Raw genomic sequence first — 25,326 nt, 5'->3', positions numbered from 1 at the left:
CAATTCCATTTCCAATCAAAAGGCTATGTTGGAGGAGTTTGCCGCACGGCAGGGCTTTACAAACATTGTCCATTTCACGGACGATGGCATTAGTGGCACCTGCTTTGACCGTCCCGGATTTTTAGCAATGATGAAAGAAGTGGAAGCCGGGAATGTGGAGTATCTGTGTATCAAGGACATGAGCCGCATGGGTCGTGACTATCTGAAAGTCGGTCAGATTATGGAAATTCTGCGTCAGCGTGGCGTTCGCCTTATCGCCATCAATGACGGCGTGGACAGTGCCAGAGGGGACGATGATTTTACCCCGTTCCGCAACATTATGAACGAGTATTACGCCAGAGATACCAGCCGTAAAATCCGTTCCACTTTCCAGTCCAAAGGCAAGTCCGGCAAGCACCTCACAGGCACGGTCATTTACGGCTATCTCTGGAACGAAGCCAGAGACCAATGGTTGGTTGACCCCGAAGCCGCTGATGTGGTCAAGCGCATCTTTGCCATGACGATTGAGGGCTACGGTCCGTATCAGATCGCCAGCAAGCTGAAAGAAGAAAAAGTCCTCATTCCGTCCGCTTACCTTGCCCAGCACAGCGAGGGCGTGAACAAAAACAAGACTTTCAAAGATGTGTACGGCTGGGGTTCTTCCACCATCTGCAACATTCTTGAAAAGCGTGAATATCTGGGACACACCATCAATTTCAAGACCTGAAAGCACTTCAAGGACAAGAAAAGCCATTATGTCCCGGAGGACGAATGGACAATTTTTGAGAATACCCATGAGCCTATCATTGACCAGCAGACCTTTGACCTTGTGCAGAAAATCCGTGGAAATGTCAGACGCTACCCGGACGGCTGGGGCGAAGCAGCTCCCCTCACGGGCTTGCTCTATTGTGCCGATTGCGGCGGCAAGATGTATGTCCACCGCACCAACAACGGCAAGCGCATTTCTCAATATACCTGTTCCCAATACAGCAAAGTCCCAGTTGGAAAGCTCTGCAAGACCCAGCACCGTATCAATGAAGATGTGGTACTGTCCCTTGTCTCTGAAATGCTGAAAGCCATTGCCGAGTATGCCAAGCATGACCGAGCCGAGTTTGTCCGTGTGGTGCAGGAAGCGCAATCCAGCCAGCAGACCACAGAGGTCAGGAAACAGCGTACACGCCTTGCCACAGCAAAGCAGAGAGTTTCCGAGCTGGAAGTCCTGCTCTGCAAAATCTATGAGGACAACATTTTAGGCAAGCTGTCCGACAGCAGATACGCCACTCTGGACGCTCAATACGAAAAGGAACAGTCCGAGCTTACCGCTGAAATCTCTGTTCTGGAAAAGGCTGTCAAGAGCTATGAGAAGCACGAAAAGGACGCTGATCGTTTTATCGCTCTGATTGACAAGTATGAGAACTTCGACAAGCTGACCATTGCTATGCTCAACGAGTTTATCGAGAAAATCCTTGTGCATGAGCGTGACCGTAAAGGCAGTATACAGACCACACAGGAGGTCGAGATTTACTTCAATTTTGTTGGGCGATTCGTTCCCCCGGCGTTTGGAGAAGCGGAGCTTACCCCGGAGGAATTAGAGGAAATCCGCAAGCGTGAGGAACGCAAGGACAGGCTTCATCAGAACTACTTGAAGCGGAAAGCCAGCGGAGCGCAGAAGCGATACGAGGACAAAATCAAGAAGCGGAAAAAGGCAGAAATTGAAGCTAAGAAAGCCGCCATTCGTGCGGAGGACATTGCAAAGGGCGTGTTCGTCCCTGTCAGCAGTTTACCGCAGAGAGAGCCGATGAAAGGAGTACAAACAGCATGAATATCACTTACACACGGAACGGAGATTATCTTATCCCGAACATCGTTATCCGCAAGACCAAGCCCATCGGACACTACGGCAGACTTCGCAAGGCGTATCTGGAAATGCACCGCCCGATACTGTTCAATGAACTGGTGCTATCCGACAAGCTCTTTGAACATTGTGCCGAGATTGACGAAGCGGCACGAAACCGCATGGAGCAGATCGTGCGGTCACTGGCAGAGCAAAACGGTGTGACTGAGCAACTGAAAGCCGATAATCAAATGGAATGGGTGCGGCAGATGAACGCTTGCAAGGCACAGGCAGAGGAGATTGTGAAAGTGGAATTGATTTATGATTGAGCGAGGAAGTCCGGGCAGAAAACTGTTCGGACTTTTCTCATATAGTCCAAAGTTGCGGTAGAACTGTTCACAAGTTTTATGGTACAATTTGAATACGAAAAGTGAGCAACAAATGGAGGCTGGCTGACACATTTGTCTGCGGGCGTGATGTCCCAATCGGAAATTTCGTCAGACCATATCTCCATTTTAAAAGAAAAGAGCAAGGCCGGATAGACCTTACTCTTACATTATGAATCGGAATTTACGAAAGAGGTACAGAACATGAAGAAAATCAGAGGATTGCGTAGCTCCGGCAGAGCCGGAACGGCAGCAGCCAGAGTCGCCCCGGAGCTGGTGGAGCCGATTTTGGAGTAAATAAAAGGGGGGATGAAATTTTGCTGGAAACAACGCAAATAAAGCAGCGTTTACCGTTTATTGATTTGATAAGAGGTATAACCATTATTGAAATGATTTCGTATCATTTCTTATGGGATTTAGTTTATCTGTATAATGCAGATATTCCATGGTATAAGTCCCACGGTGCCTATATTTGGCAGCAATCCATTTGCTGGACTTTTATTTTGCTGGCTGGGTTCAGCTGGCATTTAGGAAAAAAACACATGAAAAGGGGATTGTGGGCGTTTGGTGGTGGTGTGGTCGTTTCGCTCGTTACCGCCATAGTTCTTCCCAATGATCGGGTGCGCTACGGTGTTCTAACGCTTATTGGCAGCTGTATTTTGATATGGATTTTACTGGATAAGGTTCTGAAAAAAATCCCGGCTGGGGTTGGGGTAAGTGTTAGTTTTGTGCTATTCCTCATTCTCAGAAGTTGGACGAAGCAAGACCCTATCCAACTATCTGATAATTTGCTGAATGTTACATGGTTGAAATCGGTATTAGCTTATATTGGATTTCCGCAAGCTGGCTTTTCATCTACCGACTATTTTCCGTTGCTCCCATGGATTTTCTTATTTGCAACAGGATATTTCCTGTACAGTTTCTTACAGGAAAAGGGGCTGATTAACCGGCTATTTGGGAAATGGAAAGTTCCAGGTATTAACTTTTTAGGGAAACATTCGCTTATTATTTACATGATACACCAACCGATCTGCTATGTTGTAGCGTTCTTGGTTTCGGAGATTTTTTAATATTGAGCCGTTGATCGGTGGAGTAAACAAGAAAGGAAGCCCCCAAAAAGGGGGCTTCCTTTCTTTAATATCGGCAAATGTGTTTATTTTTGATTATCACAGTTTGTAGCCGGTGATGTATCGGTCGCTACCAACTTCGCCAGCGAAGAAATCGTTAAGGGAGCTGCAAGCGAAGAATCTCTAATACGACAGATTCAAGTTTGGCGAACTGATAAAATCCCTTTAGGAACTAAAGGGCGCACTTCTATACTCTCCTATCGGGAGTATCGTGCGTCCTGCGGAGCTTCATTCTCTGTCAGCAGAAAAAAGCTGCATGACCGAGAATGTTTCGTCACTTCGTTCCGTCAAGGTGGCTACACCCCCTTGCGCTGCTAATGCGGCTATCCCTTGTGTACTTGCCGTCCGCAAACGGTTTTGACAAACCGTTCGCCGCCAGCAAGTTTGGAAAAACAAATACCGAAAATCAGACCGTTGACTGGTCGCACTATGCGAAAAGTTGACGGTCTTTTTTTATCCCCAAAATCAAAAATAGGAGGTCAATCACAATGACAAAACCGAAAACCCTTGACCAGCTCCGAGCCGAAAAGGAACGGGCCGAGACGCAGCTTGCACAGGAACAGCACAAGCTCAACCGTCTTGAGAACAGAAAGAAATATCTGGAGAAAGGCGAAAGGCAGAAACGCACCCATCGTCTTTGCAATCTGGGCGGCACGATTGAGAGCCTTGCCCCGGAGGTCAAAGATCTCACACGCACCGAAATGACAGAGCTGATGGAACAAATCTTTTCTTTGTCCGAAGTCCAGCGAGCCGTCCGTCACATGACGATTACCCACATCAGCCAAGCAAACAGAGAAAAGGAGTTGAAAGCCGATGGCACTATTTCATCTGAGCGTCACGCAGACTAAGCGAAGCGCAGGACAGTCCGCTATCGCTTCTGCTGCCTACCGAGCCGGGGAGCGATTGTATAGCGAGTATTACGGAGAATACAGCGACTACACCCGCAAGGGCGGCGTGATCTGCTCTGACATTCTCTTGCCGTCCCATGCACCGCCAGAATACGCAGACCGCCAAACCCTATGGAACGCCGTGGAAAAAGCCGAGCGTGGAAAGAACGCCCGGCTTGCATACAGCTTTGACATTGCCTTGCAGAATGAATTTTCCCTTGAGGAAAACATCGCTCTTGCAAGGCAATTTTTATTGGAGAACTTTGTGAGCCGTGGCATGGTGGTTGACTTCGCCGTACACCAGCCAGACCGGGAGGACGGCGGCGTACCCAATCCGCATTTTCATGTGCTTTGCCCCATCCGCCCCATCGAGCAGAACGGCAAATGGGGACTAAAGCAACGCCGGGTGTATGAGCTGGACGAGGACGGCAACCGTATCCGAGACGCAGACGGAAAGTTTGTGTTCAACGCCGTTCCCACTACCGACTGGGGCAGTCCCGAAACGCTGGAACATTGGCGTGAAGCATGGGCGGAGCTATGCAATGCCAAGTTTGCGGAAAAAGGTATTGATGTTCGTATCGACCACCGGAGCTATGAGCGTCAGGGCGTGGAGCTTTTTCCCACCGTCCATGAGGGCGCAACCGTCCAGGCAATGGAGAAGAAAGGCATACGCACCGAGAAAGGCGAGTTCAACCGCTGGATCAGAGCCACCAATGCCGTTATCCGGGACATCAAGAAGAAAATCGCTCTCCTGTTTGATTGGATTGCCGAAGCAAAAGCGGAGCTTGCCAAGCCGCAGGCACCCGACCTTGTTTCGCTGCTGAGCGCCTATTACACCCAGCGCAGAGCCGGGGCATATTCGCAGAAAGGCAAGGTCAGCAATCTAAAGGAGATGAACGAGACTTTCAATTATCTCCGGGCAAACGGCATTTACTCCCTTGAAGATTTGGAAAGCCGTGTCAGCGAACACAGTGCTGCCACAGAGAGCTTGAAGAAAACGCTGGACGAACAGACCGCCCGAATGAAAGCAATTAAGCAACTCTATGACAGCTCCGCCGCTTTCCAGAACTTGAAGCCTGTCTATGACGGCTTGCAGAAAATCAAGTTTGAGAAGCCCAGAGCCAAGTACAAGGCAGAGCATGAAGCGGAACTGATACAGTTCTACGCCGCCAGACGAAAGCTGACCGAGGAGTTCCCGGACGGCAAGGTGGATATGAAAAAGCTGTCCGACGAGTATGACGAGCTGGAACAGGCACACGAAAGCACCTACGGCGAGTTTAAGGCTGTCAGAGACGATTTACACCGCCTTTGGAAGGTCAAGTCATGTGTAGATACTGCCGCCCGATTTAACGAGCGTACAGAGGAACAAATGCACCAAAATCGACCCCAAACACGACACAAAAAGGAGGAACTATCCCGATGAATTATACCCAAGCGCAGATTGACCGGGCAAATGCCGTCAGTCTGGAAGATTTTCTCCGCACACAGGGAGAGACACTGATAAAAAGCGGACGAGAATACCGCTGGAAAGAACATGACAGTCTGACCGTCCGGGGAAACAAGTGGTTTCGCCACAGCCAGAGCAAGGGCGGCTATCCCATTGATTTTGTCATAGAGTTTTACGGCAAGTCCTTTCCCGAAAGCTGACAATTATCCAGGGTAATCCCGGCGAGGGCAAGACCTACTTTGCCATGCGCCTTGCGGCGGCTTGCACCAATCGAAAGCCTTTGCCCGGTATGGAGACACTTGAACCTTTCAATATCATCTATCAGACCGCCGAGGACGGTCTGGGCGATACGGTCAAGCCCCGATTGATGGAAGCAGACGTAGCCCTTGCGCTGTAATTCTTTTTCAAGTTTTCTGCGTTCTTTCTCAGAATCCTTAAGTTCGCGGTTAAGCCGGGAAGCTTCTTTAGCGATGCCACCATTGGCATTCATGCAGGCATCTTTCCAGGCTTTGATCTGCTCGATATAAAGACCTTTTTTACGGGCATACTCGGCAAGTTCCGTTTCATTCATACCTGCTGTTTCAACAACAACTAAAAATTTATCCTGTGTACTCCAGTCATCAGGAACAGCATCCGTACCAGGAGCAGCATAGCCTTCCTTTCTGGCTTTATCCCGCCAGTTACGAAGTGTCTGTTCAGAGATTCCTTCTTCTCTGGATATCTTGGTAATAGATTCATTGTTTGGTGGAAGCATCCTCCTGAGGAGTGCATCCTTTAATTCTGGACTATCCTTTCGACATTTGCCCTGTCTCTTTTTTTGCCAATACCATAGACAGTTTTCTTTCATTTGCTGTTGTCTCCAATCTCCATACACTGATATGGATAAAGCCTGCCAAGTATCATGCTGATACAGCACCCGGCAGTGCTTTCTGAAAATATGGTTTCTCTGTACTTTTTCTTATCACCCCAGAGATGTAGGATTTCTCACAGGCGGCAGTGTGCTTCACTGCTCCATTGGAAGTTGTCACTCTGTCAGTCGATTCTCCTCGCCCCAGACACAGAGCTGATCCAGCACAGTCATCAGCGTTTTTCCTCGTTCCGAAAGCGTATAGTCCACCTTCGGCGGAATCTGCGGATACTCGGTGCGGACGATCAGTTTATCCGCTTCCAGTTCCTTGACAGTCTACATCTGCATTTTTAAAAATATGCGTTTCAAGATTTTTTGAAAGTAAGCGCAAAATAATTCGACGGATTGTGTTGCCCTAAAAATCAATTCATAATAATCATTAGAGAATGCAAGCATTTCACTTCATTTTCTCTTGCTTGAAATGATAGATGCGAGCATTTTACTCTATTCAAGTTATCCCTGTGTGTTAGGATAGTTGTCAGTGAAAGATAATTACTTTTGTGGTAGTATGTAGCTATCACAGGAAGGGAGCTTTCGCTATGAACTATGACGAAGAAGGCGATGGATAAACTGATTACAAGGAAGGAAGCAGCCAGTATACTGGGAATCAGCGTAAAAACACTGGATGCTGTAAGAACAGACGGTTTGATCTCCTATGTTCAGTATGTGGAAAACGGCTGCTGATGCAGTCAGCACAGATTAGGATGACAACGCTGATTGACTATACATCAAAAGTGAAGAACTTGGCTTTGTTGGCAGTAGTCTACCAGAATTTTTCATTACAGTGTTTTGCTAAAGGAATCCGATGGAGCTATACCCTGGATTTTTCTGTATTCTCTGGGTGACATTTTGACTATAGACTGAAAAGCGCTTGAAAATTTCCCCTGGGTTTGGTAGCCTACCTGGGAAGCAATATCCGCGATAGTGTCATTTGTTTCCCGTAATAATTTCATAGCCTGACGCACTCGAAATTCCTTCATATAGGTGGCGATAGGCTGGCCGTAGACTGCCTTGAATATCTCCTTTAGAGTGGAGGTATTTATCAAATACTGTTTGGAAAGTTCTGCGATCGTAAATCGTTGATCCAAGTGCTCTGTCAACTGTTGATGAATTTCTTTTATCAATTCGGTTTGCTGGGAGAAGTATTGAGTCAATTCTTTATGCTCCGATTTCATGTTGCTCAAATAAATCAAAATTTCCAGCACCTTCAATTTCAAGAGGGAAATTCGAACGGATACAGGAGCAGAAAAGAGTGGGGCAAAAATGTGCTCTAAATCGGAACAGGACGGGATTGCGGATGGCTTTCCGGAGCAAAATCGATCCCGTAACTGGTCTGCCTCCACACCGGCATTCTTTAAAACTTCCGGGCAAATGGAAGAGAGCTGTTTCAGATCCACGGAAATGGAAATTCCCTCTGCATATCCTAGGGGAAACATCATGGCGGAATCCGCGCAGCAGGCCATACTGTGTGCTGTCACATCACCTGTACCTAAATAGACGGCAGTACCGTCTTGCATATTCCAACCCACGCGACCACTGCGACAATAGTAAATTTCTAAAACAGAATCCGAAGCATCATGCTGAAACTTGATCTCTGAAGCAAGAAAAACATTGAAGGATACCTCTATTCCAGGAAAAGTTTCATATGCCTCCATAACCCCTTTTCCAGCGGTAACCGCTCGAAACTGTTCTCCAAAGAGTGTGGTACCCGTTCCGCCAGCCCGGCAATGCTTCAAGGCGAGGGTGCCGTTTGGAATTTTTTGAAATTTTTGAGCGATAACTTTGGATTCTTCTTTTTTCATGGCGTTCCTTTTTGTTTTTCTACTTGCGACGGACAGGCGATTTTTACAAGCCACTCAATCATGTGATGGAAATTTCGGGCCTGCTCGGTATCGGCCGCTTTATAATAGACCTCTTTTCCGTCCCGGCGGCTAACGATCAGACCTGCTGATTTCAACTGCTTGAGATGGTGAGAAACTGCAGGACTGCTCATATTTACCATGGCTGAAAGATTGATAACACATTCCTCACAGTGGCAAAGCAACCAAAAAATGCGAATACGGCTGCCATCCCCCAGCTGCTTGAAAATATCAGCTACGGTTTGAAAGTTTTCTACGCTGGGCATATGTTCCAGTTCCTGCTCGATAGTTTGTCCGTGGTCGTGTGGTAAGGGGTTCTGAATCATTTAGCACTCCTCCTTAAAGTCTATCTTACCATAGGCTGAAGGAAAAAGAAACTTTACTTCTGAAATATTTCTGGTTCAGGACCAGCGTCATGGGTGTAATCCAAGATACGGACACCATCACCTATCTCTTTCTGCACCAGCTCCCGCATACGTTTGGCAAAAGGACAGGGGTAACCAATGGGAGTCATGTGATATTGTTCCAGCACATCTTTCAACGTGATTCCTTGCATTCTTTGTTCCGCTGTTTTTTGAATGTCCAAGTAAAAATCCCGCAGCACCAGTTGGATATTTACACCAACGCCGCAGGCAGGATTGGTGTGGATGTCCTGATGGAGCAGGGGCTTGTTGCCCTCTACTGCCCGATAGGCATCCAGCAGAGTGATTTTCTCCGGCCCACGAGCCAGAGCGGGGCGGGGATGTCCCTTCACGCTGACCAGCAGTCCTCCCTTCCGCAGGGCGGACATGAGCTGGCGCACATAGGCAGGATTCGTCTGAATGCTCTCTGCCAGCTTGTTACTGGTCAGGTCGCAGTCTGGGTACAGAGCGATAAAAGCCAGAATATGAACAGCATCGCTAAGGCGGGTAGAATATTTCATAGCCTGATCTCCTTTTTTGCTTTGATGTTATTTTTATTATAACAACATATTGACAGTGACGCAAGAGGATGCTAAAATAATTTGAAGTAATAATAAAAATAACACCCACTTGAAAGGAATGGTGACAATGAACTTCTATGATGATCTGGTCATGCAGACCCAGATGAATTATTCCAGGCACTATCATATCTATGCTTCCGGCGGTACGCCTTATCAGCTGACTGACAAAAAGCCGCTGCCGTATAGCGAACAGATCCATCGTTTGGTACAGGAGGTAAAGGAAGCTGACTGTGTGGTAGTGGGCGGGGCCTCCGGCCTGTCCGCTGCCGGTGGTGGAGATTTTTACTACGAGGACAACGACTCTTACCGCAAATACTTCCGCCCTTTTGCCGAGAAGTACCACTTCAAAGGTGCTTTTGCAGGGATGATGCACCCCTGGAAGACAAGGGAAGAGTATTGGGGGTATCTCGCCACATTCCTTCACACCACCCAGACCGCACCTGTGCGTCATTCCTATTTGGATTTAGACGCTTTGCTGAAAGGCAAGGACTTCTTCATCCTCACCACGAACCAGGATACCCAGTTTGTCAAACTCTACCCGGAGGAGAAGGTGGCAGAGATTCAGGGGGATCACCGCTTCTTCCAGTGTGCCGCCTGTTGTACCGATGACACTTGGGATGCGGTAAAGCCGGTGGCTGATATGGTAGCCGCTATGGGGAGTGACACGAAGATTCCCACGGATCTCATTCCCCGATGCCCCCACTGCGGCGGCGAGGCATTCCCTTGGGTGCGAGGATATGGGAATTTTCTGCAAGGAAAGAAATACGAAGAACAGTACGAAAAAATTTCTCGCTATGTGCTGGAACACAAAGACAGCAAAATTCTGTTCCTGGAGCTGGGCGTGGGCCGAATGACTCCCATGTTTATCCAAGAACCTTTCTGGAACATGACCCTCAGCTTTCCCCATGCTCGATATGTTGCTGTCAACAACAAGTATGACTTCCTGCCCAAGCAGTTGGAGGACAAGGGCATGACCATTGTGGCCGACATTGCTCAAGTGCTGCGGGATGCACGGGATACCATGGACAGCGGAGATAACGATCGATGAGGGTTGCAAACCAAGCGACGCTTCAGGAACTTGCCGAGCGTATTGATCAAGCAGATGCTGTTGTGATCGGAGGCGGCTCCGGCCTGTCAAGCGCGGCTGGATACGACCACTACCATTGGTCCCCGGCACTTTCGGAGGCATTGGCTCCCTTTCGCGAACAGTATGGCTTTACCTCTCCGCTGGCTGGATTCTACCATTGCTTTTCCAGCTATGGGGAACAGTGGGGGTATTACAGTCAATATATCCGCTTCATGTGGGAAGCCCCTACTGGGCAGCCCTATCTGGACCTGCAGGCGCTTGTTGCGGACAAACCTGCTTTTGTTCTGACCACCAATGTGGATCAGCAGTTTTTTCGAGTATTTCCCCAGAAACAAATTTGCGCCTTTCAGGGAGACTTTAGCTACTGCCAATGCAGTCAGCCCTGCCGGGATGATATTGGGGAAAACCGCGAACTGGTGAAGGAACTGACTGGTTGCCTGGCAGGTGTTCGCCTGCCGGAGGAGGCTGTTCCTCGTTGCCCGGATTGCGGGCGAGTGCTGGTGCCCTGGGTACGAGATGATACCTTTCTAGAGGGAACCTTCTGGCAGGATAGTCTGCATCGCTACCATAGATTCCTACGACACTGGATAATGGATCAGTCCGACAAAAAAGTCCTGCTGTTGGAACTTGGCGTGGGTGAGATGACACCCAGTATCATCAAATTGCCCTTCTGGGAACTTACTGCCAAAAACGAAAACGTCTTTTATGCATGTCTTAATCGAGAGGCAGCTCATAGGCCAGAGCATCTGCGGGGACGTAGCCTGTATCTGCAAGGAGATTTGGCGGAAACTCTGGCTGCCCTCCGGCAGGAGCGATCCATCGCAGCAACCATAAAATAGAAAGGAGCGAACGAATATGATTGATTGGAACCCTATTGCGAAAAAATTCAGAGAAGCGGACGCTATCCTGATCGGAGCCAGTAACGGCCTGTCCATCACCGAAGGACTGCATTTGTTTGCGGACAATGCGACTTTTGAAAGACTGTTTGGAGATTTCAAACAAAAATACGGCTTACATTGTATTTTGCAGGGCATGATGGCCGGATGGCCCAGCGAGGAGGAAAAATGGGCCTTCTGGGCCCGGCTCATCCATCGTTACTGTGGGCAGTACCAGCCTACGCCGGTGATGAACGATTTGAAGGCCATTGTAGGAGAAAAAGATTACTTTGTCGTCACATCAAACGGAGAAGGTCACTTTGAACTGTGTGGCTTCGATCCGACGAAAATCTATGAGATTGAGGGCAACTGGATTACTATGCAGTGTGCCCGCCCCTGCCACGATACCCTCTATTCAAGTTTAGAGGTGGCCGAAAAATTATCGGCTGCCGAACAGGGCGGCCATGTGCCTACAGAGTTGGTGCCGCGTTGTCCCAAGTGCGGAGGTCCCATGGACATCCACATGGGCGCGGGTCAGAGAATGATCCCGGATGCCGCTGCCCAGGCACGGTTCCAAAACTTTCTGAAAACCTACCACGGAAAGAAACTGGTGGTTCTGGAGCTGGGCATTGGCTGGCGCAATCAGCTGATCAAGGCCCCGATGATGCGCCTGGTGGCCGGCGAGCCAAACGCCACTTATGTGACCCTCAATCTTGGTGAGATCTACATTACGGACAATATCAAAGAAAAGTCCTTCGGTCTGGACGGGCGGCTGGATGAGCTGCTGCCTGCTCTCCGGGAGGCGTGCGAGGTATGACGATTTTGGAGCAGGTTCAAAATGACTATACAAATGCATAAACTCTCATGAATCAGGTTGCTTCCTGAATCCTTTGCAGCAGTAGAGAATGCATAAAAAGCCGGGAAGTTGACTCAAATTGTCAATGCCTCCCGGCTATTATCAGGCAGATATTAATATAGTTAGAATCATGGTATATATTTCATTCCCCATTGGGAAATGGCGTAAAAGACCGGCAACAGATCCCGTCCTTTCTCGGTGAGGGAGTATTCCACTCGCAGAGGCATTTCATTATATTGGATGCGCTGGATCAATTCATCCGCTTCCAGCTCCTTCAGGGCGTTGGTAAGGGCTGTATTGGTGATGGGCTTGAGAACTTTTTTCAGTTCCCCAAACCGCATGGGACACTTGATGCATAGTTCATAGAGAATTTGGAGTTTCCATTTGCCCTGCAGCATTTGAACCACCGGTGTGACCGGGCAGTTTCCATCATCGGTTAGAATGACACTGCCAACCTTTTCTTTGAATTCTTCATAAGTCATGATTGGATCTTTCCTCGTCTTTTGCAGTATACTTTTTGATACCAGGTACAAATAATTTGCGTACTTGAACAAAAATTGCTGTCAAGTATAATAAATATATCACTGGTTGGCCATGCAGTCAACGACTGAAATTTCTCAGAAAGGTCTGAATGATATGAAAGAACTGAACATTATGGAGGCTACTGTTCTGACCTCCCCCAATCCGCTGACATTGATCTGCTCTAAAAAGGAGGATGGTTCTACGAACCTGGCTCCCATTTGCTTTGTGTCTTACCTCTCCTTCAATCCGCCTATGGTGGGTTTCGCCACTGGCAAACAGTCCCACACCGGCAAGCGTGTGCGTGAGACCGGCAAAGTCATTGTCACTGTTCCCTGTGAGAGTCTGGCAGGCGCAGTAATGGCCTGCGGAGCATCTACCGGTGCCGAGACCGACAAGGTGGCCGCCAACAACATCGAGATGATGGCTGTGGATGGCAGTGATATCCAGATTCCGGTGGATACTCGTCTGGCGATGGTGGCCACCCTGCAGCAGTCGGTGGAAGTTGGCGACCATATCCTGCACATCTGTCAGGTGGACAAGTTCCTGGGCGATGAGGACAAGAAGGGGCTGTATGCCTGGAACGGCTTCGGGAAAGTTGCACCTGCGGCAGAAGGCTAAATCTTAAAACGGTAAGGAGGCATCAGCGGTGGCCGTTTGTATTAAATTGAGTGGATCGTTATTGGGACTGAGACCGGACATAGGAAGGGCAAAGCCGTATCGAAACCGGAATGGGTGTGGAACCTGACACATCAGGCCCATGAGCTTGGCATCCCTGTATTTATGAAGGAAGATCTGCTTCCTATCATGGGAGAGGCACAGATGGTACAAGAATTTCCCCCGGCTTTTTACCGGGTATTGGAGGAACAGAAGACGTGGCAGAAGTGAGAGAGAGCAGCATTCTGATTCAGGATGTAGAAACCAAAAATATTATGACAAAATCCACCCTGCCGGTGGGCGGCTATTCCGTCAATCCTTATGTGGGCTGTACCCATGGCTGCAAATACTGCTACGCCTCGTTTATGAAGCGATTTACCGGGCACACCGAACCGTGGGGTACATTCCTGGATGTGAAACATTGGCCAGCAATCAAAAATCCGCAAAAGTACAAAGGGCAACGCGTAGTCATCGGTTCTGTGACCGATGGCTATCTACCCCAGGAGGCTCAGTTTCAGAACACCCGAAAGCTTCTTGAACAGTTCCGGGGCAGCGAGGCGGAAATTCTCATCTGCACCAAGTCAGACTTGGTAATCCGTGACATCGATCTTCTGAAAGAACTGGGAAAGGTCACGGTCTCTTGGTCGATCAATACGCTGGACGAGGATTTCAAAAACGATATGGACAATGCCGTCAGCATCAAGCGACGGCTGGATGCCATGAAGCAGATCTATGATGCGGGCATTCGCACCGTCTGCTTTATTGCCCCTGTCTTTCCGGGTATCACGGATTTTGAGGCTATCTTCCATCAGGTCAGAAATCAATGCGACCTGATATGGCTAGAAAATCTAAACCTGCGAGGCGGATTCAAAAAAGACATCATGGACTATATTTGTAAAAAATATCCTGACTTGGTTCCGCTGTACGACGCTATCTACAACAAGAGAGACAGAAGCTACTTCCGTGGTTTGGAGGATCAAGCGGAACGGCTGGCGAAAGAAAACAGCTGTCCCTTCGTGGACAACGAGCTGCCCTACGGCCGGGCAGAGCCTGGGCACCCGGTCATTGTGGATTACTTTTACCATGAAGAAGTGCGTGGCTCGGAAAACACCGGGCGACGCAACCCAAAAAATAATTTGTGAAATAAATGGGTTCTGACATGGAGCTGTGCTTCAATGTCAGAACCTTTTTTAGCACTGTTTACCCATTCAGAAGTTTTCTTATCCCTCTTGGAAGGACTTGTACTCCGTCCATTGTTTTTCGATTTTCCCCGCTCTACAATGTAGACAGAACGATTAAATGATAGGTGTTTATCAAGTTTTACATAAAATTATATTACCGGTAAGCATACGATGAGCAGATGTTTTTTATTGCCTTTCGAGTATAGATACGTTAAAATATACTTATTAAGCATGATGAATTTGGGAGGTATTTTTCGTGGAAATTAGAGTTCTTCGATATTTTCTGACTGTAGTAAGGGAAGAAAGTATCACAAAAGCCTCAGAAGTTTTACATATCACGCAGCCGACACTTTCACGTCAGCTTGCACAGATGGAGGAAGATATTGGTGTAAAGCTGTTTGATAGAGGGACACGGAAAATCAAATTGACAAATGAAGGAATACTTCTTCGCCGTCGTGCGGAAGAAATTTTGCAGCTTGTAGATAAGACAGAAAAAGAATTAGTGGAGCAAGAGGAACAGGTGGAAGGTAAAATTTCCATTGGGTGTGGAGAAATTGCTGCTGTACAACTTCTTCCTAAAATAATTGAGTCCTTTCGTCGGAAATATCCCCGTGTTACTTTTGACATTTTTACAGCCACAGCAGATTTGGTAAAGGAACAAATGGAGAAGGGACTACTGGATATTGGTTTGCTTCTTGAGCCGGTTGATATGGAAAAATATGAATTTATTCGCTTGAATATAAGGGAAAAATGGGTGGTTCTGATGAAATCGGATGATCCACTCTCCAAGAAAGAAACGGTAAGCGCAAAAGATTTGTCTGTACTGCCTTTGATTCTTCCTAGGCGTATGAATGTGCAGAGTGAGTTGGCAAGTTGGTTTGGCAACTACTATGAGAAACTGGATATTGTTTTTACCAGCAATTTAAGTACGAACAGCGCAATTATGGTGAATGGAGGCTTGGCATATTCATTGGTGATTGAAGGGGCTGTACCGTTCTGGAATCAATCAAAGGTTACATTCAGACCGCTTGATCCGCCACTTACAGCAACAAGTGTATTAGCATGGAAACGTGGTCAGCCGTTTAGCTTAGCAACCACAAAATTCATCAAACATATTCAATGCTTTTTAGGCATGGACAAACCATAAAAACTAAGTATTTGATATAATTCAATTAGAAAATTATAATATAGGTGTAGAGATAAAGCAAACAGCTTTAATTTCTGCACCTATATTTTTTATTGAGGAGGGAGTGCCATTTCATGAAACCGGATTATGATTCCCGTATAAACGCCGGATTAAGCAAAGAAGAAATCGCAAAAATTTCAGGATGCGAAGATCAAGAAATGCAGATAAGGATGTTGCGAAAATATCGGTACAAATTGCTTGATGAGGTACATGAAAAGCAGCAGTCACTTGATGCAATCGATTATATGATCTGTAAAACAAAAAAATAACAATAAGAGGAGGAAAAGGCGTGAATCAGCAAACAACTCTGTTTTCAAACGAGAAGTTGATGGCTATGATTATTCCCCTGTTTTTAGAGCAGCTGCTGATAATGCTTGTAGGGATGGCGGACACACTGGTGGTCAGCTACGCAGGAGAAGCGGCAGTATCCGGTGTTTCACTGGTAAATCAGTTCAATACTATTTTTATTTATCTGTTTACAGCATTGGCATCTGGAGGGGCGGTTGTGATCAGCCAGTATATTGGTAGAAAGAAAAATGATGACGCTGGAGAATCCGCCAGTCAGCTTCTTTCATTTTCTGCGATTTTTTCCATACTGATCGTAGTGATGGTTCTAATTGGAAATGAAGGGATGCTTCGTCTGATGTTCGGTAAAGTGGAAGATTCTGTGATGCACTCTTGTATTACATACCTTAGGATTTCTGCATATTCCTATCCGGCATTGGCGGTTTACAATGCTGGCGCTGCCCTTTTTCGCAGTATTGGAAAAACCAGTGTGACCATGTATTTGTCGGTAATTTCCAATATCATCAATGTTATTGGAAATTTCATTGGTGTACTTGTTTTGCGTGCAGGTGTTGCAGGTGTTGCATACCCTTCACTGATCGCTCGGACATTTTCAGCCGTGATGATTACAGTACTTTGTTTTCAGAGAAAAAATGAAGTGTTCTATCGCTGCAAGTGGATTTTCCGGTGGAATGTGAATTTCATGAAACAAATTCTAAAAATCGCTATTCCAAATGGGATGGAAAACGGTATATTCCAGTTAGTCAAAGTAGCATTAAGCGGTATCGTTGCACTTTTTGGAACATATCAGATTGCTGCAAATGGTGTTGCACAAAGTATCTGGTCATTGGCTGCGCTGGCGGGAGTCGCTATGGGTCCCGTATTTATAACGGTCATTGGACAGTGTATGGGAAATGGGGATGCAGATGCTGCGGAGCATTATTTTAAGAGATTGACAAGAATCACATTGCTGATTTCATCGGCATGGAATCTTTTGATTTTTCTTCTGACTCCATTCTTTATGAAATTTTATGCTTTGCAGCCGGAGACCAAACGGCTTGTAATCTGGCTGGTTTTAATCCATAACGTGTTTAATGCAGCAGCATATCCCTTTTCCGGTGCGCTTAGTAATGGGCTGCGGGCAGCGGGTGATGTGAAATTTACCATGTATGTTTCGGTTATCTCCACGATAGCGGTGCGTCTGCTTTTATCATGGCTCTTGGGAATTGTTTTGAAAATGGGCGTGATCGGGATTGCTATTGCAATGGTTTGTGACTGGAGCATTCGGGCGGTCATTTTCTTCTGGAGGCAGAAGTCCGGAAAATGGAAAACATTTCAGGTGATATAGATTCATTTATAATAAGTTCAATATCGGTATATTATGCCTTATGGTCTTAGCAAGTTTTGCCGTTTTGCTGTGAATGTGTGGGAGGTCAATCCTGCTGGAAAAGCTGATGAACAGGTTGCCAGAGAAGGGCTTTCCTGTATGGAAGTTTGGATGAAAGAACTGGGACTTACAATGAATCTCCATGAGTTGGGGGCAACAGAAGAAATGTTGCATGGTATTGCAAATGGAACCATCATCATGGAAGGTGGATATAAGGTGTTGAATCATGATGAGGTATTGGAGATTTTGAAGAACAGTTTGTAAGCATTCAAGTAGGAGCTTTTATAACGATAATATAATAGAAAAAGGCAAGTGCTGTGAAAGAAATTTTTCTTTGATGTTGCTTGTCTTTTTTTAATTCATCACTTGACATTGTGGCAAAGAAATCCTGAAAGGGGACGAGTAGAAAAAAGAGCAGCTGCATGAGCAGGAAGAAGAAAATAGACAGAGCAGTTGATGATGTGGAATGTCCGGTGCAGTGTGGGTGTAATGCTCATGCTACATCGGACTTTTTTCGAAAATGATTTTTAATAATGTTGATTTTCAACTACTTTTAACTCAAATATTGCATCTTAACTTAAAAAGAGTTAAGATTGCAAGTAATGACATGGAATATCTCGATAAAGTTCCTGGAGTCAAGAATCAAAGTGTTTTTAAAGAAGCTTATGTTATGGGATATTTTATTTACTAATGTTGATTTTCAACTGCTGGACGAATGGGAGGGGTGCTTCATGCCGTTGCAAATGATCAGAAACGATATTACAAAAATGAACGTTGACGCAATCGTCAATGCTGCCAACACGTCCCTTTTGGGCGGCGGTGGTGTGGACGGCTGCATTCATCGTGCGGCTGGACCGGAACTGCTTGCAGAATGCCGTACGCTGCATGGCTGCGAAACCGGCAGTGCAAAAATTACAAAGGGATACCGCCTGCCCTGCAAATATGTGATCCATGCAGTCGGTCCGCGCTGGAGGGATGGCAGGCATCGGGAGCAGGAGCTTCTGGAATCCTGTTATCGGACATCTTTGAATCTGGCGAAAGAAAATGGCTGTCAGTCTGTAGCTTTTCCGCTGATTTCTTCCGGTGTTTACGGCTATCCAAAAGACCAGGCTCTGAAGGTTGCAGTCGATACCATCAGCGAATTTCTGCTGGAAAACGAGATGATGGTCTATATCGTTATTTTTGACCGAAAGACATATCAGATTAGCGGAAAGCTGTTTGATGACATCGCAGTGTACATAGATGACAGGTATGTGGAAGAACATACCGACAGGAGGGCAGAACAGAGTCGGTGTTCCGAAGCATGGCAAGAGGAATCCTGCTTTGAAGCTGCATCTGTCCCGCTGCCGCCCGAAGCAATCTGTAAATCCTGCAGCAGTCAGTCTTTAGAAGAGGCGCTGGGGCAGATGGATGAGAGCTTTTCAGAAATGCTGCTTCGAAAGATTGAGGAAAGCGGTATGACGGATGCACAGTGCTACAAGAAAGCAAATATTGACAGGAAGCTCTTCTCAAAAATTCGCTCGGATAGATTCTATAAGCCATCCAAACCTACGGTGCTGGCATTTGCCCTCGCTTTGGAGCTACCGCTTGCCCAGATGCAGGAGATGCTCGGCAAGGCAGGATTCACATTGTCCCATTCAAGTAAATTTGACATCATTGTAGAATATTTTGTCGAACGGGGAAACTATAATGTGTATGAAATTAACGAGGCACTGTTTGCCTTTGACCAGAGTCTGATCGGAGCATAAGAACAAAGAAATGTCGCTTTCCATGCGACCACTCCACAAAAGAAAATCGCTATACTATGACTGTAAGGTACAAAACCGAGCAGCCATATGCGCGTGTAATGAGCCAAAGTTCGAGCTTGCTCGAAACCTTGGCGAATACCGCGACAGCGAGCCCGCAAGGGCGAGATCTTTTTGGAGGAGGACAAGCATATGAGAAAGAATTTAACAGAGATCGTTTTTATCTTAGACCGCAGCGGTTCCATGAACGGACTGGAACGGGACACCATCGGCGGATTCAATTCTATGATTGAGCAGCAGAAAAAAGCAGAGGGCGAAGCATTGATCTCAACGGTACTGTTTGACAATGTGAGTGAAGTCCTGCACGACCGTGTAGATGTAAAGAAAATCCGACCGATGACCGACCGGGATTATACAGTTCGCGGATGCACAGCGCTCTTAGATGCCATCGGCGGTGCGATTCATCACATTGGAAATGTTCATAAGTATGCAAGACCGGAGGATGTACCGGAACGCACCATGTTCGTAATCACTACGGACGGAATGGAAAATGCCAGCCGCCGGTATGACAGCGAAAAAGTGAAGCAGATGATCGAGCGGCAGAAAGCGAAATACGGTTGGGAGTTTTTGTTCCTCGGTGCTAATATTGATGCGGTAGAGACCGCAAGCCAGTTCGGAATCGGTGCAGACCGTGCAGTCAACTATCAGTGCGACAGTGAAGGAACCGCGTTGAATTATGAGGTGGTCAGCGAAGCAATCAGCTCTGTCCGGTGCAGTGCCCCGTTGAACGCAGACTGGAAAAAACGTATAGACGAGGATTATAAAAAGCGTGGAGGAAAATAGAAATATGCAGGCGTATACCTACGTTTCAAAAGGAAAATTCGAATTAAGAGAGAAGCCAAAACCGACCCTGATGCAGGAGCGGGATGCTATTGTCAAAGTGACACTCGCCAGCATTTGCTCCAGCGATCTGCATATCAAGCATGGCAGCGTTCCTCGGGCAGTACCCGGGATCACGGTTGGTCATGAGATGGTGGGGATTGTGGAAGAGGTTGGAAAGGCAGTTACCAAGGTAAAACCGGGAGACCGGGTGACAGTAAACGTGGAGACCTTCTGCGGTGAATGCTTTTTCTGCAAGAAAGGGTATGTGAATAACTGTACAGATGAAAATGGCGGTTGGGCGCTGGGCTGCCGGATTGATGGCGGCCAGGCGGAATATGTGCGTGTGCCCTTTGCAGATCAGGGACTGAATAAGATTCCGGATGGCGTTACGGATCGACAGGCATTGCTGGTGGGCGATGTTCTGGCTACCGGTTACTGGGCAGCGCGTATTTCAGAGATCTCAGAGCAGGACACGGTGCTGATCATCGGAGCCGGCCCCACCGGTATCTGTACCCTGCTTTCGGTAATGCTGAAAAAACCAAGACGGATTATTGTGTGTGAAAAGGATAAAAATCGTCTGCAGTTTATCCGACAGCATTATCCGGAGATTTTGTTGGTTTCTCCGGAGAAGTGTGAAGCGTTTGTACGGGCAAACAGCGATCATGGGGGAGCTGACGTTGTGCTGGAGGTTGCGGGGGCGGAAGCTACCTTCCGTCTGGCCTGGGAATGCGCGAGACCCAATGGTCTGGTGACGGTGGTTGCTCTTTATGATCAGGCACAGATCCTGCCGCTTCCGGATATGTATGGAAAAAATCTTACCTTTAAAACCGGAGGGGTGGATGGCTGTGACTGTGAAGAAACATTACGGTTGATTGCAGAGGGAAAACTGAACACAGAGCCGCTTATCACCCATACCTATCCCTTAGAAAGGATAGAGGAAGCCTATGAACTCTTTGAAGGTAAGCGGGACGGTGTAATTAAGGTAGCAGTAGAATGCTAAAAGAAGATATAGATAATTCCAATCATTAATGTACTATATATGGTATGATAATGATTGGAATTTTGTTATAACAGGGGGATTTCCAACCATTAGTATATACGATCCATGAAAAATCAGGTAAAATTATGTATAGGTAATTAAGGGATCGGTTTTATGAATCCGCTGGGTCCGGATGTGGCGACAATCCGTACTTCTGGCTGTATCGTCTTTTCGCATGGAGGCAATGGCTGCCGGAGGATTTGCCGGAGAATATGAACGATGGATGGATATGGCAGATCTGCCGACCGAAGAGGAAGAGAAGGAATTAATTGCCACGCTGTTTTCTCTGAGCTGAATGATCTGACGGCTGAAGCGAGGAATAAATTTACGGAAGAGGAAAACGGTTAATGCAGTGCTTTTGAGGGACAAACTTTCGTGCATTCATAGCAGAGAATACACTCTGTTCCGTTTTTCCGCTTACGGGTTTCCTTATTAACCTCCACGTTCATGGGGCAGACCTGCAGACACTTCCCGCAATGGACGCACTTATCCTCATCGCAGTGGACGCGCAGAAGAGAGAAATAGCTCATAGGTTTGAGAAAAACCGTAATGGGACACAGGTACTTGCAGAATGCCCGGTTATCTTGAAACAGGAAGGCGAACACAATACCGACAAGGTAATAAAGCGCATTTCCGGCCAGGAAAAGCCAGAACATGATTTGCTCCAGATGTGCCACCTGCATCAGAAACAGCCCGGACACCAACGCCAGAGACAGAAGAAACATCACATAGCGAAGGAAGCCCAGCTTTTCTTTTCGTGGCTTCTGCGGCTGATTGTAGGGCAGAAAGTCCAGCACCATAGCTGTCCAGCAGGCGTAACCGCACCAGCCACGCCCAAAAAGCAACGGTCCGAAAATTTTTGCAACCGCGTAGTGGATAGTTGCTGCTTCGAAAACGCCGAGAAACAGGTAGTACCAGAACCCTTCGATCTGCATATTTTCACGGGAAATCACGCCAAGGTACAGCAACATATAGCTGCCCACCGCCAACTGGACGAAATGCCGGGCATACCGTTTCCCGGCGGTAAACAGTGCCGTTCCAAGCCCAAGGCAGGCTCCGATGTAGCTGAAATTCAGCAGATAGAAAAAATTGTCCTTTGTGAGCCACAGCGTAACTGCCACTGCTTCAAACAGCAGAAACAGCAGCATAGATGGCACGTATTTGTGAAGTCTGTTTGGGATTTTCGTCATCTCTTTGATCCTCTGCTTTCTTATTTTTTCTCAATGCACGGACTGCCAGGCCGGTGCAAGGGCGTGTCTGGTATCTTAGCATAAGTATAGCAGAGAAATAAAAAATAGTAATCAGATTCTTATAAAACATCTGCAAAAAAAGTGAAACGACTACAGGCGCAGACGGTTATGACCGCCTGCGCCTGTAATCGTTTGGAGTCATGCCAGACTGTTTTTAAAAGCTGTCTGGAAATGGCCTGGACTGGAAAAGTTTGATGTATTCCTATGCATAGGGTATAATGTCTTTAGAAAAAAAGATATGATTACGAAAACAAAATATTCCGTAAACATGATAGAGAAAGCAGGTATGCTATGAAAAGAAAAATTATGATTGCTGCAGTGGCAGCTGCTGTGATTTTTGCGGTGATTGCGATCCTTTCCGTTTTGGCGCAGACACCGGCATTAATCTGAGAAATCGAAATGATCTGCTGTGAAATTTCCGGCGGATCATGGAAGGATGGGAAAACTGGCGTTTTGCAAATGATTTTGCCTACTTTCATACAAAAAATACTTTGAATATCAAGAAATCTATGCTACACTGATACTGCATGACAAAATAAAAGAAAGTGGGGATTGTAGTATGAGTGGTCTGTTTCGGGCTCTTCATCGGACAAAAGTGTTTCGAAATCTGACGGAGCAGGAGTTTGCATGGGTTTTATATGATGTGGGAAATTCGGCATTTATTATGCTTGCCTGTTCGCTGATTCCGATCTGGTTTAAGAGTCTGGCAATCGGTACAGGGCCGGGAAAAATCAGTTCGGATCAGGCGACGGCGTATTATTCGATTGCCATTTCCATTGTTACGGTGGTGGTGGCACTGATCGGTCCTGTCTGCGGTGTGCTGGCGGATCGTAAGGATAAGAAAAAGATCTTTTTTACCACAACGGCAGGTCTTGGCATCACAGGATGTGTGCTGAATGGCGTTGCAACGAGCTGGGTGCTGTTTCTGGTCATTTATATTGTGACAAGAGTCTGCTATAATGCATCGCTGACGATTTACGATTCCATGCTGAATGATGTGACAACGGAGGAACGTATGGATGAGGTATCCTCCTATGGCTATGCGTGGGGATACCTGGGATCCTGCATTCCGTTTCTTGTAGCACTGATTGCTTACGTGTTGGGGCCGGATATGGTCGGGGTGCTGCCGGATTTTGTCTCTAAGATGATCGGTTTTAGCGTGACGGCTCTCTGGTGGCTGGTGGTGACGCTGCCGTTGCTGAAGGAATATCGGCAGAAGAATTACGTGGAAATGAGAACGGTTACCGTCGGTCAGACATTTGGAAAAATTTTCGGGACACTGAAAAAAATCGCAGTTTCGGACCGGAAAGTATTTTTCTTTCTGATTGGATTCTTTCTCTATATCGATGGGGTCGGAACTATCATTGACAACTGCATCAACATCGGAACCGATCTGAACCTGAATACGGTCGGACAGGTTGTTTTCCTGCTTGCCACGCAGGTTGTCGCTTTTGGAGGATCTCTGTTTTTTGCAAAACTGTCGCGGAAAAAAGATACGGTATCCCTGATTCTGATCTGCATCGCAGGCTATTTTGTCATCTGCCTCTATGCGCTGACACTGCGGACGCTGGTGCACTTTGCGATTCTGGCATTTGGAGTGGGATGCTTTCAGGGATCAATTCAGTCGTTGTCGCGGTCGTATTATTCCAAAATTATTCCGGCGGAGAATTCGGGAGAATATTTTGGCATCTATGATATTTTTGCCAAGGGCGCTTCCTTCCTTGGATCTGTAGTCATTGCAGTTGTAAAGCTGGCGGGAGGAACGATCAACGTAGCAGTTGCATGTCTGGCGGTTTTCTTTGCACTTGGATTTGTTTTTCTGAAAATTGCAGACCATCAGCCGATGACGGGTGAAAAATAAAAGATACACAGCATAAAAAATCTCAAAACCAGGAGAACAAGAGCAACTGGTTTTGAGATTTTTTGCTTTTGACTCCGGGGTTTCACAAAGAGAGGTTACGTGTTACGATAATCAGTGAGTCGGGCTGCCGGGAATGTGGCTGCCTGAAAAAAGCACAGACAGGCCAGATCCGGAAAGCCGGAAGAGTCGATCACAAGGATGCGTTTCTGGACACCGAGGAGCTGCACATTGGTACCAGACCCCATTACACTTCTATCTGCAGACCCCGATTGCACAGATTCATGATTACAGCATGGCGCAGTTTGAGCATTGGACGAAAGAAACATTCTCTGCCAATTTTCGCAAAATGCTGACGCTGGAACAATACCGCGATCCAAAACTTGCGCAGCTTCATCATGATTATCTGGCGGGCGGACCATTGGAATATATGGCGGCGATTTTTCGTAAGCTGGCGGATTCTGATGAAACGGCCATGCAGCTGGCGTTGGAGTTTTAGCTGTGAGAAGAACCCGGAAGCTTTTGAAAAATTTGAAGCCGCATTTCCCAAAAAGGAAAAGCTGAAACTGCTGGGGCAGCTGTTCTGATTCGAGCGATAAAGTTTGGCAGCAGAACGATGCTGAGGGGTAAGCAGGTGTGTGATAAAAGGATAACAGGACAATGGGGGAATCCCGTGTCCTGTTTTTTTTGCCCCTGAAAAGTGGAAATTTCCTATCCCCTCTGCATACAATACAGGTAGAGTATCTTTTCAAACCCGTTCAGAAAGGATGATCATTATGACGAAAGGCATTGTAAAAATAAAGAAAAACCGTGCATTTGTAGAGCAGCAGAACGGCGAGGTGGAAGTGGCTTCCGGGCAGTATGTGTATCTGAAAGTGGAAAATTGCTGGATTCCGGTGGTGGTGCGGTATTCGGCGCGGAGGAAGAAGTGGTATTTTAAGTATCTCGAGGAAATCCCGGTCTGCGGGCAGAAGGTGCTGCTGAAGGCGTAGCCGGTAAAGGGCGTTTCACGCATGTTTAACATGTGTTTAATCTTTCTGAGTCAGAAATTCATTATGCAGCTCCTGGATTCTGCGCTGTTCGGCAGCTTCCTGTTTTTCACGCTCCGATC

The 25,326-nt window shown here is 47.0% G+C and carries 25 protein-coding genes and 4 pseudogenes; 22 read left to right on the top strand and 7 right to left on the bottom strand.

The window, feature by feature from the left end; genetic code table 11:
- From DXD02_RS02410 to DXD02_RS02380, 6 genes and pseudogenes are all read left to right on the top strand, one after another.
- Positions 1–1,801 (top strand): annotated as a pseudogene (locus DXD02_RS02410) (DUF4368 domain-containing protein); the annotation flags it as partial.
- Positions 1,798–2,142, top strand: coding sequence for a TnpV protein (locus tag DXD02_RS02405; protein WP_118666328.1), 345 nt, complete (start codon positions 1,798–1,800; stop codon positions 2,140–2,142). The pseudogene DXD02_RS02410 and the gene DXD02_RS02405, both read left to right, overlap by 4 nt.
- A 374-nt stretch (positions 2,143–2,516) precedes the next feature.
- Entirely contained in the window at positions 2,517–3,269 is a 753-nt protein-coding gene (locus tag DXD02_RS02400; RefSeq protein ID WP_117509146.1) for a heparan-alpha-glucosaminide N-acetyltransferase, read from the top strand.
- Between the two features lie 545 nt (positions 3,270–3,814).
- A complete protein-coding gene (locus DXD02_RS02390) occupies positions 3,815–4,174 on the top strand; it encodes a DUF3847 domain-containing protein (protein WP_117499338.1) in 360 nt (119 codons plus the stop codon).
- Positions 4,140–5,636: a MobQ family relaxase gene (gene mobQ / locus DXD02_RS02385; protein ID WP_118666327.1), complete on the top strand. Its 1,497-nt coding sequence runs from the start codon at positions 4,140–4,142 to the stop codon at positions 5,634–5,636. The genes DXD02_RS02390 and mobQ overlap by 35 nt, the downstream gene beginning before the upstream one ends.
- Positions 5,633–6,048 (top strand): annotated as a pseudogene (locus tag DXD02_RS02380) (AAA family ATPase); the annotation flags it as partial. The gene mobQ and the pseudogene DXD02_RS02380, both read left to right, overlap by 4 nt.
- A gap of 258 nt (positions 6,049–6,306) precedes the next feature.
- Here the strand turns inward: DXD02_RS02380 and DXD02_RS15930 are convergent.
- Both DXD02_RS15930 and DXD02_RS02365 read right to left on the bottom strand, forming a co-directional pair.
- Positions 6,307–6,507 (bottom strand): annotated as a pseudogene (locus DXD02_RS15930) (transposase); the annotation flags it as partial.
- Positions 6,508–6,684: 177 nt separating this feature from the next.
- Positions 6,685–6,840: pseudogene (locus tag DXD02_RS02365) on the bottom strand (winged helix-turn-helix transcriptional regulator); the annotation flags it as partial.
- Positions 6,841–7,113: 273 nt separating this feature from the next.
- Here DXD02_RS02365 and DXD02_RS02355 point away from each other — a divergent pair.
- Positions 7,114–7,251: a hypothetical protein gene (locus DXD02_RS02355; protein ID WP_442857661.1), complete on the top strand. Its 138-nt coding sequence runs from the start codon at positions 7,114–7,116 to the stop codon at positions 7,249–7,251.
- A gap of 95 nt (positions 7,252–7,346) precedes the next feature.
- Here the strand turns inward: DXD02_RS02355 and DXD02_RS02350 are convergent, their stop codons facing one another.
- From DXD02_RS02350 to DXD02_RS02340, 3 genes are read right to left on the bottom strand one after another with little or no spacing between them, the layout of a single operon-like run.
- Positions 7,347–8,369 (bottom strand): helix-turn-helix domain-containing protein, encoded by a 1,023-nt coding sequence (locus DXD02_RS02350; protein WP_118666326.1) that lies wholly within the window; start codon positions 8,367–8,369, stop codon positions 7,347–7,349.
- A complete protein-coding gene (locus DXD02_RS02345; protein ID WP_055228485.1) occupies positions 8,366–8,752 on the bottom strand; it encodes an ArsR/SmtB family transcription factor in 387 nt (128 codons plus the stop codon). The genes DXD02_RS02350 and DXD02_RS02345 overlap by 4 nt, the downstream gene beginning before the upstream one ends.
- Positions 8,753–8,805: 53 nt before the next feature.
- Positions 8,806–9,348 (bottom strand): Rrf2 family transcriptional regulator, encoded by a 543-nt coding sequence (locus DXD02_RS02340; protein WP_243105400.1) that lies wholly within the window; start codon positions 9,346–9,348, stop codon positions 8,806–8,808.
- 127 nt (positions 9,349–9,475) lie between these two features.
- Here DXD02_RS02340 and DXD02_RS02335 point away from each other — a divergent pair, with 127 nt between their 5' ends.
- Genes DXD02_RS02335 through DXD02_RS02325 form a run of 3 tightly spaced genes read left to right on the top strand, consistent with a single transcriptional unit; the run spans position 9,476 to position 12,187 of the window.
- Positions 9,476–10,456, top strand: a complete 981-nt coding sequence (locus DXD02_RS02335; protein WP_199691630.1) for an NAD-dependent protein deacetylase — start codon at positions 9,476–9,478, stop codon at positions 10,454–10,456.
- Positions 10,453–11,334, top strand: a complete 882-nt coding sequence (locus tag DXD02_RS02330; RefSeq protein WP_117800762.1) for an NAD-dependent protein deacetylase, SIR2 family — start codon at positions 10,453–10,455, stop codon at positions 11,332–11,334. The genes DXD02_RS02335 and DXD02_RS02330 overlap by 4 nt, the downstream gene beginning before the upstream one ends.
- Positions 11,335–11,350: 16 nt before the next feature.
- Entirely contained in the window at positions 11,351–12,187 is an 837-nt protein-coding gene (locus DXD02_RS02325; RefSeq protein ID WP_118666324.1) for an NAD-dependent protein deacetylase, SIR2 family, read from the top strand.
- Between the two features lie 167 nt (positions 12,188–12,354).
- Here DXD02_RS02325 and DXD02_RS02320 read toward each other — a convergent pair whose 3' ends face one another.
- The gene (locus DXD02_RS02320; protein WP_117800764.1) at positions 12,355–12,708 is read right to left on the bottom strand and encodes a winged helix-turn-helix transcriptional regulator; all 354 of its coding nucleotides are present in this window, start codon (positions 12,706–12,708) and stop codon (positions 12,355–12,357) included.
- A gap of 112 nt (positions 12,709–12,820) precedes the next feature.
- Here DXD02_RS02320 and DXD02_RS02315 point away from each other — a divergent pair, with 112 nt between their 5' ends.
- The 9 genes from DXD02_RS02315 (at position 12,821) to DXD02_RS02270 (ending at position 21,068) form a co-directional block, all read left to right on the top strand.
- Complete coding sequence (locus tag DXD02_RS02315; protein WP_243037531.1) at positions 12,821–13,366, top strand: flavin reductase family protein; 546 nt, start codon at positions 12,821–12,823, stop codon at positions 13,364–13,366.
- 254 nt (positions 13,367–13,620) lie between these two features.
- On the top strand, positions 13,621–14,544 hold the full coding sequence (locus DXD02_RS02305) for a radical SAM mobile pair protein B (protein ID WP_117509139.1): 924 nt from the start codon (positions 13,621–13,623) through the stop codon (positions 14,542–14,544).
- A gap of 295 nt (positions 14,545–14,839) precedes the next feature.
- Positions 14,840–15,730 carry a LysR family transcriptional regulator gene (locus DXD02_RS02300; RefSeq protein ID WP_022462480.1) on the top strand — a complete coding sequence of 297 codons (891 nt, stop codon included), beginning with the start codon at positions 14,840–14,842 and terminating at the stop codon, positions 15,728–15,730.
- Between the two features lie 113 nt (positions 15,731–15,843).
- Complete coding sequence (locus DXD02_RS02295; protein ID WP_022462481.1) at positions 15,844–16,038, top strand: DUF4224 domain-containing protein; 195 nt, start codon at positions 15,844–15,846, stop codon at positions 16,036–16,038.
- Between the two features lie 20 nt (positions 16,039–16,058).
- Positions 16,059–17,402 carry an MATE family efflux transporter gene (locus DXD02_RS02290; protein ID WP_118666323.1) on the top strand — a complete coding sequence of 448 codons (1,344 nt, stop codon included), beginning with the start codon at positions 16,059–16,061 and terminating at the stop codon, positions 17,400–17,402.
- A 138-nt stretch (positions 17,403–17,540) separates the two neighbouring features.
- Positions 17,541–17,705, top strand: coding sequence for an oxidoreductase Fe-dependent alcohol dehydrogenase family (locus DXD02_RS15995; protein ID WP_022462483.1), 165 nt, complete (start codon positions 17,541–17,543; stop codon positions 17,703–17,705).
- A 467-nt stretch (positions 17,706–18,172) separates the two neighbouring features.
- Positions 18,173–19,189 carry an O-acetyl-ADP-ribose deacetylase gene (locus DXD02_RS02280; protein ID WP_055228478.1) on the top strand — a complete coding sequence of 339 codons (1,017 nt, stop codon included), beginning with the start codon at positions 18,173–18,175 and terminating at the stop codon, positions 19,187–19,189.
- Positions 19,190–19,378: 189 nt separating this feature from the next.
- Positions 19,379–20,029, top strand: coding sequence for a vWA domain-containing protein (locus DXD02_RS02275; RefSeq protein ID WP_118666322.1), 651 nt, complete (start codon positions 19,379–19,381; stop codon positions 20,027–20,029).
- A gap of 4 nt (positions 20,030–20,033) precedes the next feature.
- Positions 20,034–21,068 (top strand): alcohol dehydrogenase, encoded by a 1,035-nt coding sequence (locus DXD02_RS02270; RefSeq protein ID WP_055228476.1) that lies wholly within the window; start codon positions 20,034–20,036, stop codon positions 21,066–21,068.
- A 383-nt stretch (positions 21,069–21,451) separates the two neighbouring features.
- Here the strand turns inward: DXD02_RS02270 and DXD02_RS02265 are convergent, their stop codons facing one another.
- Positions 21,452–22,288 (bottom strand): 4Fe-4S binding protein, encoded by an 837-nt coding sequence (locus DXD02_RS02265; RefSeq protein WP_416388102.1) that lies wholly within the window; start codon positions 22,286–22,288, stop codon positions 21,452–21,454.
- Between the two features lie 628 nt (positions 22,289–22,916).
- On the opposite strand from DXD02_RS02265, the gene DXD02_RS02260 reads away from it, so the two are divergent.
- The 3 genes from DXD02_RS02260 to DXD02_RS02245 all read left to right on the top strand — a co-directional run bounded on the left by DXD02_RS02260 (position 22,917) and on the right by DXD02_RS02245 (position 25,207).
- The gene (locus tag DXD02_RS02260) at positions 22,917–24,218 is read left to right on the top strand and encodes an MFS transporter (protein ID WP_118666321.1); all 1,302 of its coding nucleotides are present in this window, start codon (positions 22,917–22,919) and stop codon (positions 24,216–24,218) included.
- Between the two features lie 133 nt (positions 24,219–24,351).
- Entirely contained in the window at positions 24,352–24,714 is a 363-nt protein-coding gene (locus tag DXD02_RS15680) for a hypothetical protein (RefSeq protein WP_243106334.1), read from the top strand.
- 277 nt (positions 24,715–24,991) lie between these two features.
- The gene (locus DXD02_RS02245; protein WP_022462490.1) at positions 24,992–25,207 is read left to right on the top strand and encodes a hypothetical protein; all 216 of its coding nucleotides are present in this window, start codon (positions 24,992–24,994) and stop codon (positions 25,205–25,207) included.
- Positions 25,208–25,326: the final 119 nt, after the last annotated feature.

Source organism: Blautia sp. TF10-30, from assembly GCF_003481245.1.
In the GTDB taxonomy this organism is placed as follows: domain Bacteria; phylum Bacillota; class Clostridia; order Lachnospirales; family Lachnospiraceae; genus Fusicatenibacter; species Fusicatenibacter saccharivorans.
Note: the sequence above shows the minus strand (reverse complement) of the source record. Positions and strands in the feature narration are given on the sequence as shown.

Excerpts from the sequence above, each read along its gene's own strand:
- mobQ (WP_118666327.1), top strand. The coding sequence starts at position 4,140 with ATGGCACTATTTCATCTGAGCGTCACGCAGACTAAGCGAAGCGCAGGA.
- DXD02_RS02295 (WP_022462481.1), top strand. The coding sequence starts at position 15,844 with ATGAAACCGGATTATGATTCCCGTATAAACGCCGGATTAAGCAAAGAA.
- DXD02_RS02340 (WP_243105400.1), bottom strand. The coding sequence starts at position 9,348 with ATGAAATATTCTACCCGCCTTAGCGATGCTGTTCATATTCTGGCTTTT.
- DXD02_RS02280 (WP_055228478.1), top strand. The coding sequence starts at position 18,173 with ATGCCGTTGCAAATGATCAGAAACGATATTACAAAAATGAACGTTGAC.
- DXD02_RS02325 (WP_118666324.1), top strand. The coding sequence starts at position 11,351 with ATGATTGATTGGAACCCTATTGCGAAAAAATTCAGAGAAGCGGACGCT.
- DXD02_RS15680 (WP_243106334.1), top strand. The coding sequence starts at position 24,352 with ATGTGGCTGCCTGAAAAAAGCACAGACAGGCCAGATCCGGAAAGCCGG.
- DXD02_RS02355 (WP_442857661.1), top strand. The coding sequence starts at position 7,114 with ATGACGAAGAAGGCGATGGATAAACTGATTACAAGGAAGGAAGCAGCC.
- DXD02_RS02320 (WP_117800764.1), bottom strand. The coding sequence starts at position 12,708 with ATGACTTATGAAGAATTCAAAGAAAAGGTTGGCAGTGTCATTCTAACC.
- DXD02_RS02270 (WP_055228476.1), top strand. The coding sequence starts at position 20,034 with ATGCAGGCGTATACCTACGTTTCAAAAGGAAAATTCGAATTAAGAGAG.
- DXD02_RS02315 (WP_243037531.1), top strand. The coding sequence starts at position 12,821 with ATGCAGTCAACGACTGAAATTTCTCAGAAAGGTCTGAATGATATGAAA.
- DXD02_RS02330 (WP_117800762.1), top strand. The coding sequence starts at position 10,453 with ATGAGGGTTGCAAACCAAGCGACGCTTCAGGAACTTGCCGAGCGTATT.
- DXD02_RS02260 (WP_118666321.1), top strand. The coding sequence starts at position 22,917 with ATGAGTGGTCTGTTTCGGGCTCTTCATCGGACAAAAGTGTTTCGAAAT.
- DXD02_RS02405 (WP_118666328.1), top strand. The coding sequence starts at position 1,798 with ATGAATATCACTTACACACGGAACGGAGATTATCTTATCCCGAACATC.
- DXD02_RS02350 (WP_118666326.1), bottom strand. The coding sequence starts at position 8,369 with ATGAAAAAAGAAGAATCCAAAGTTATCGCTCAAAAATTTCAAAAAATT.
- DXD02_RS02245 (WP_022462490.1), top strand. The coding sequence starts at position 24,992 with ATGACGAAAGGCATTGTAAAAATAAAGAAAAACCGTGCATTTGTAGAG.
- DXD02_RS02390 (WP_117499338.1), top strand. The coding sequence starts at position 3,815 with ATGACAAAACCGAAAACCCTTGACCAGCTCCGAGCCGAAAAGGAACGG.
- DXD02_RS02335 (WP_199691630.1), top strand. The coding sequence starts at position 9,476 with ATGAACTTCTATGATGATCTGGTCATGCAGACCCAGATGAATTATTCC.
- DXD02_RS02345 (WP_055228485.1), bottom strand. The coding sequence starts at position 8,752 with ATGATTCAGAACCCCTTACCACACGACCACGGACAAACTATCGAGCAG.
- DXD02_RS02275 (WP_118666322.1), top strand. The coding sequence starts at position 19,379 with ATGAGAAAGAATTTAACAGAGATCGTTTTTATCTTAGACCGCAGCGGT.
- DXD02_RS15995 (WP_022462483.1), top strand. The coding sequence starts at position 17,541 with ATGGAAGTTTGGATGAAAGAACTGGGACTTACAATGAATCTCCATGAG.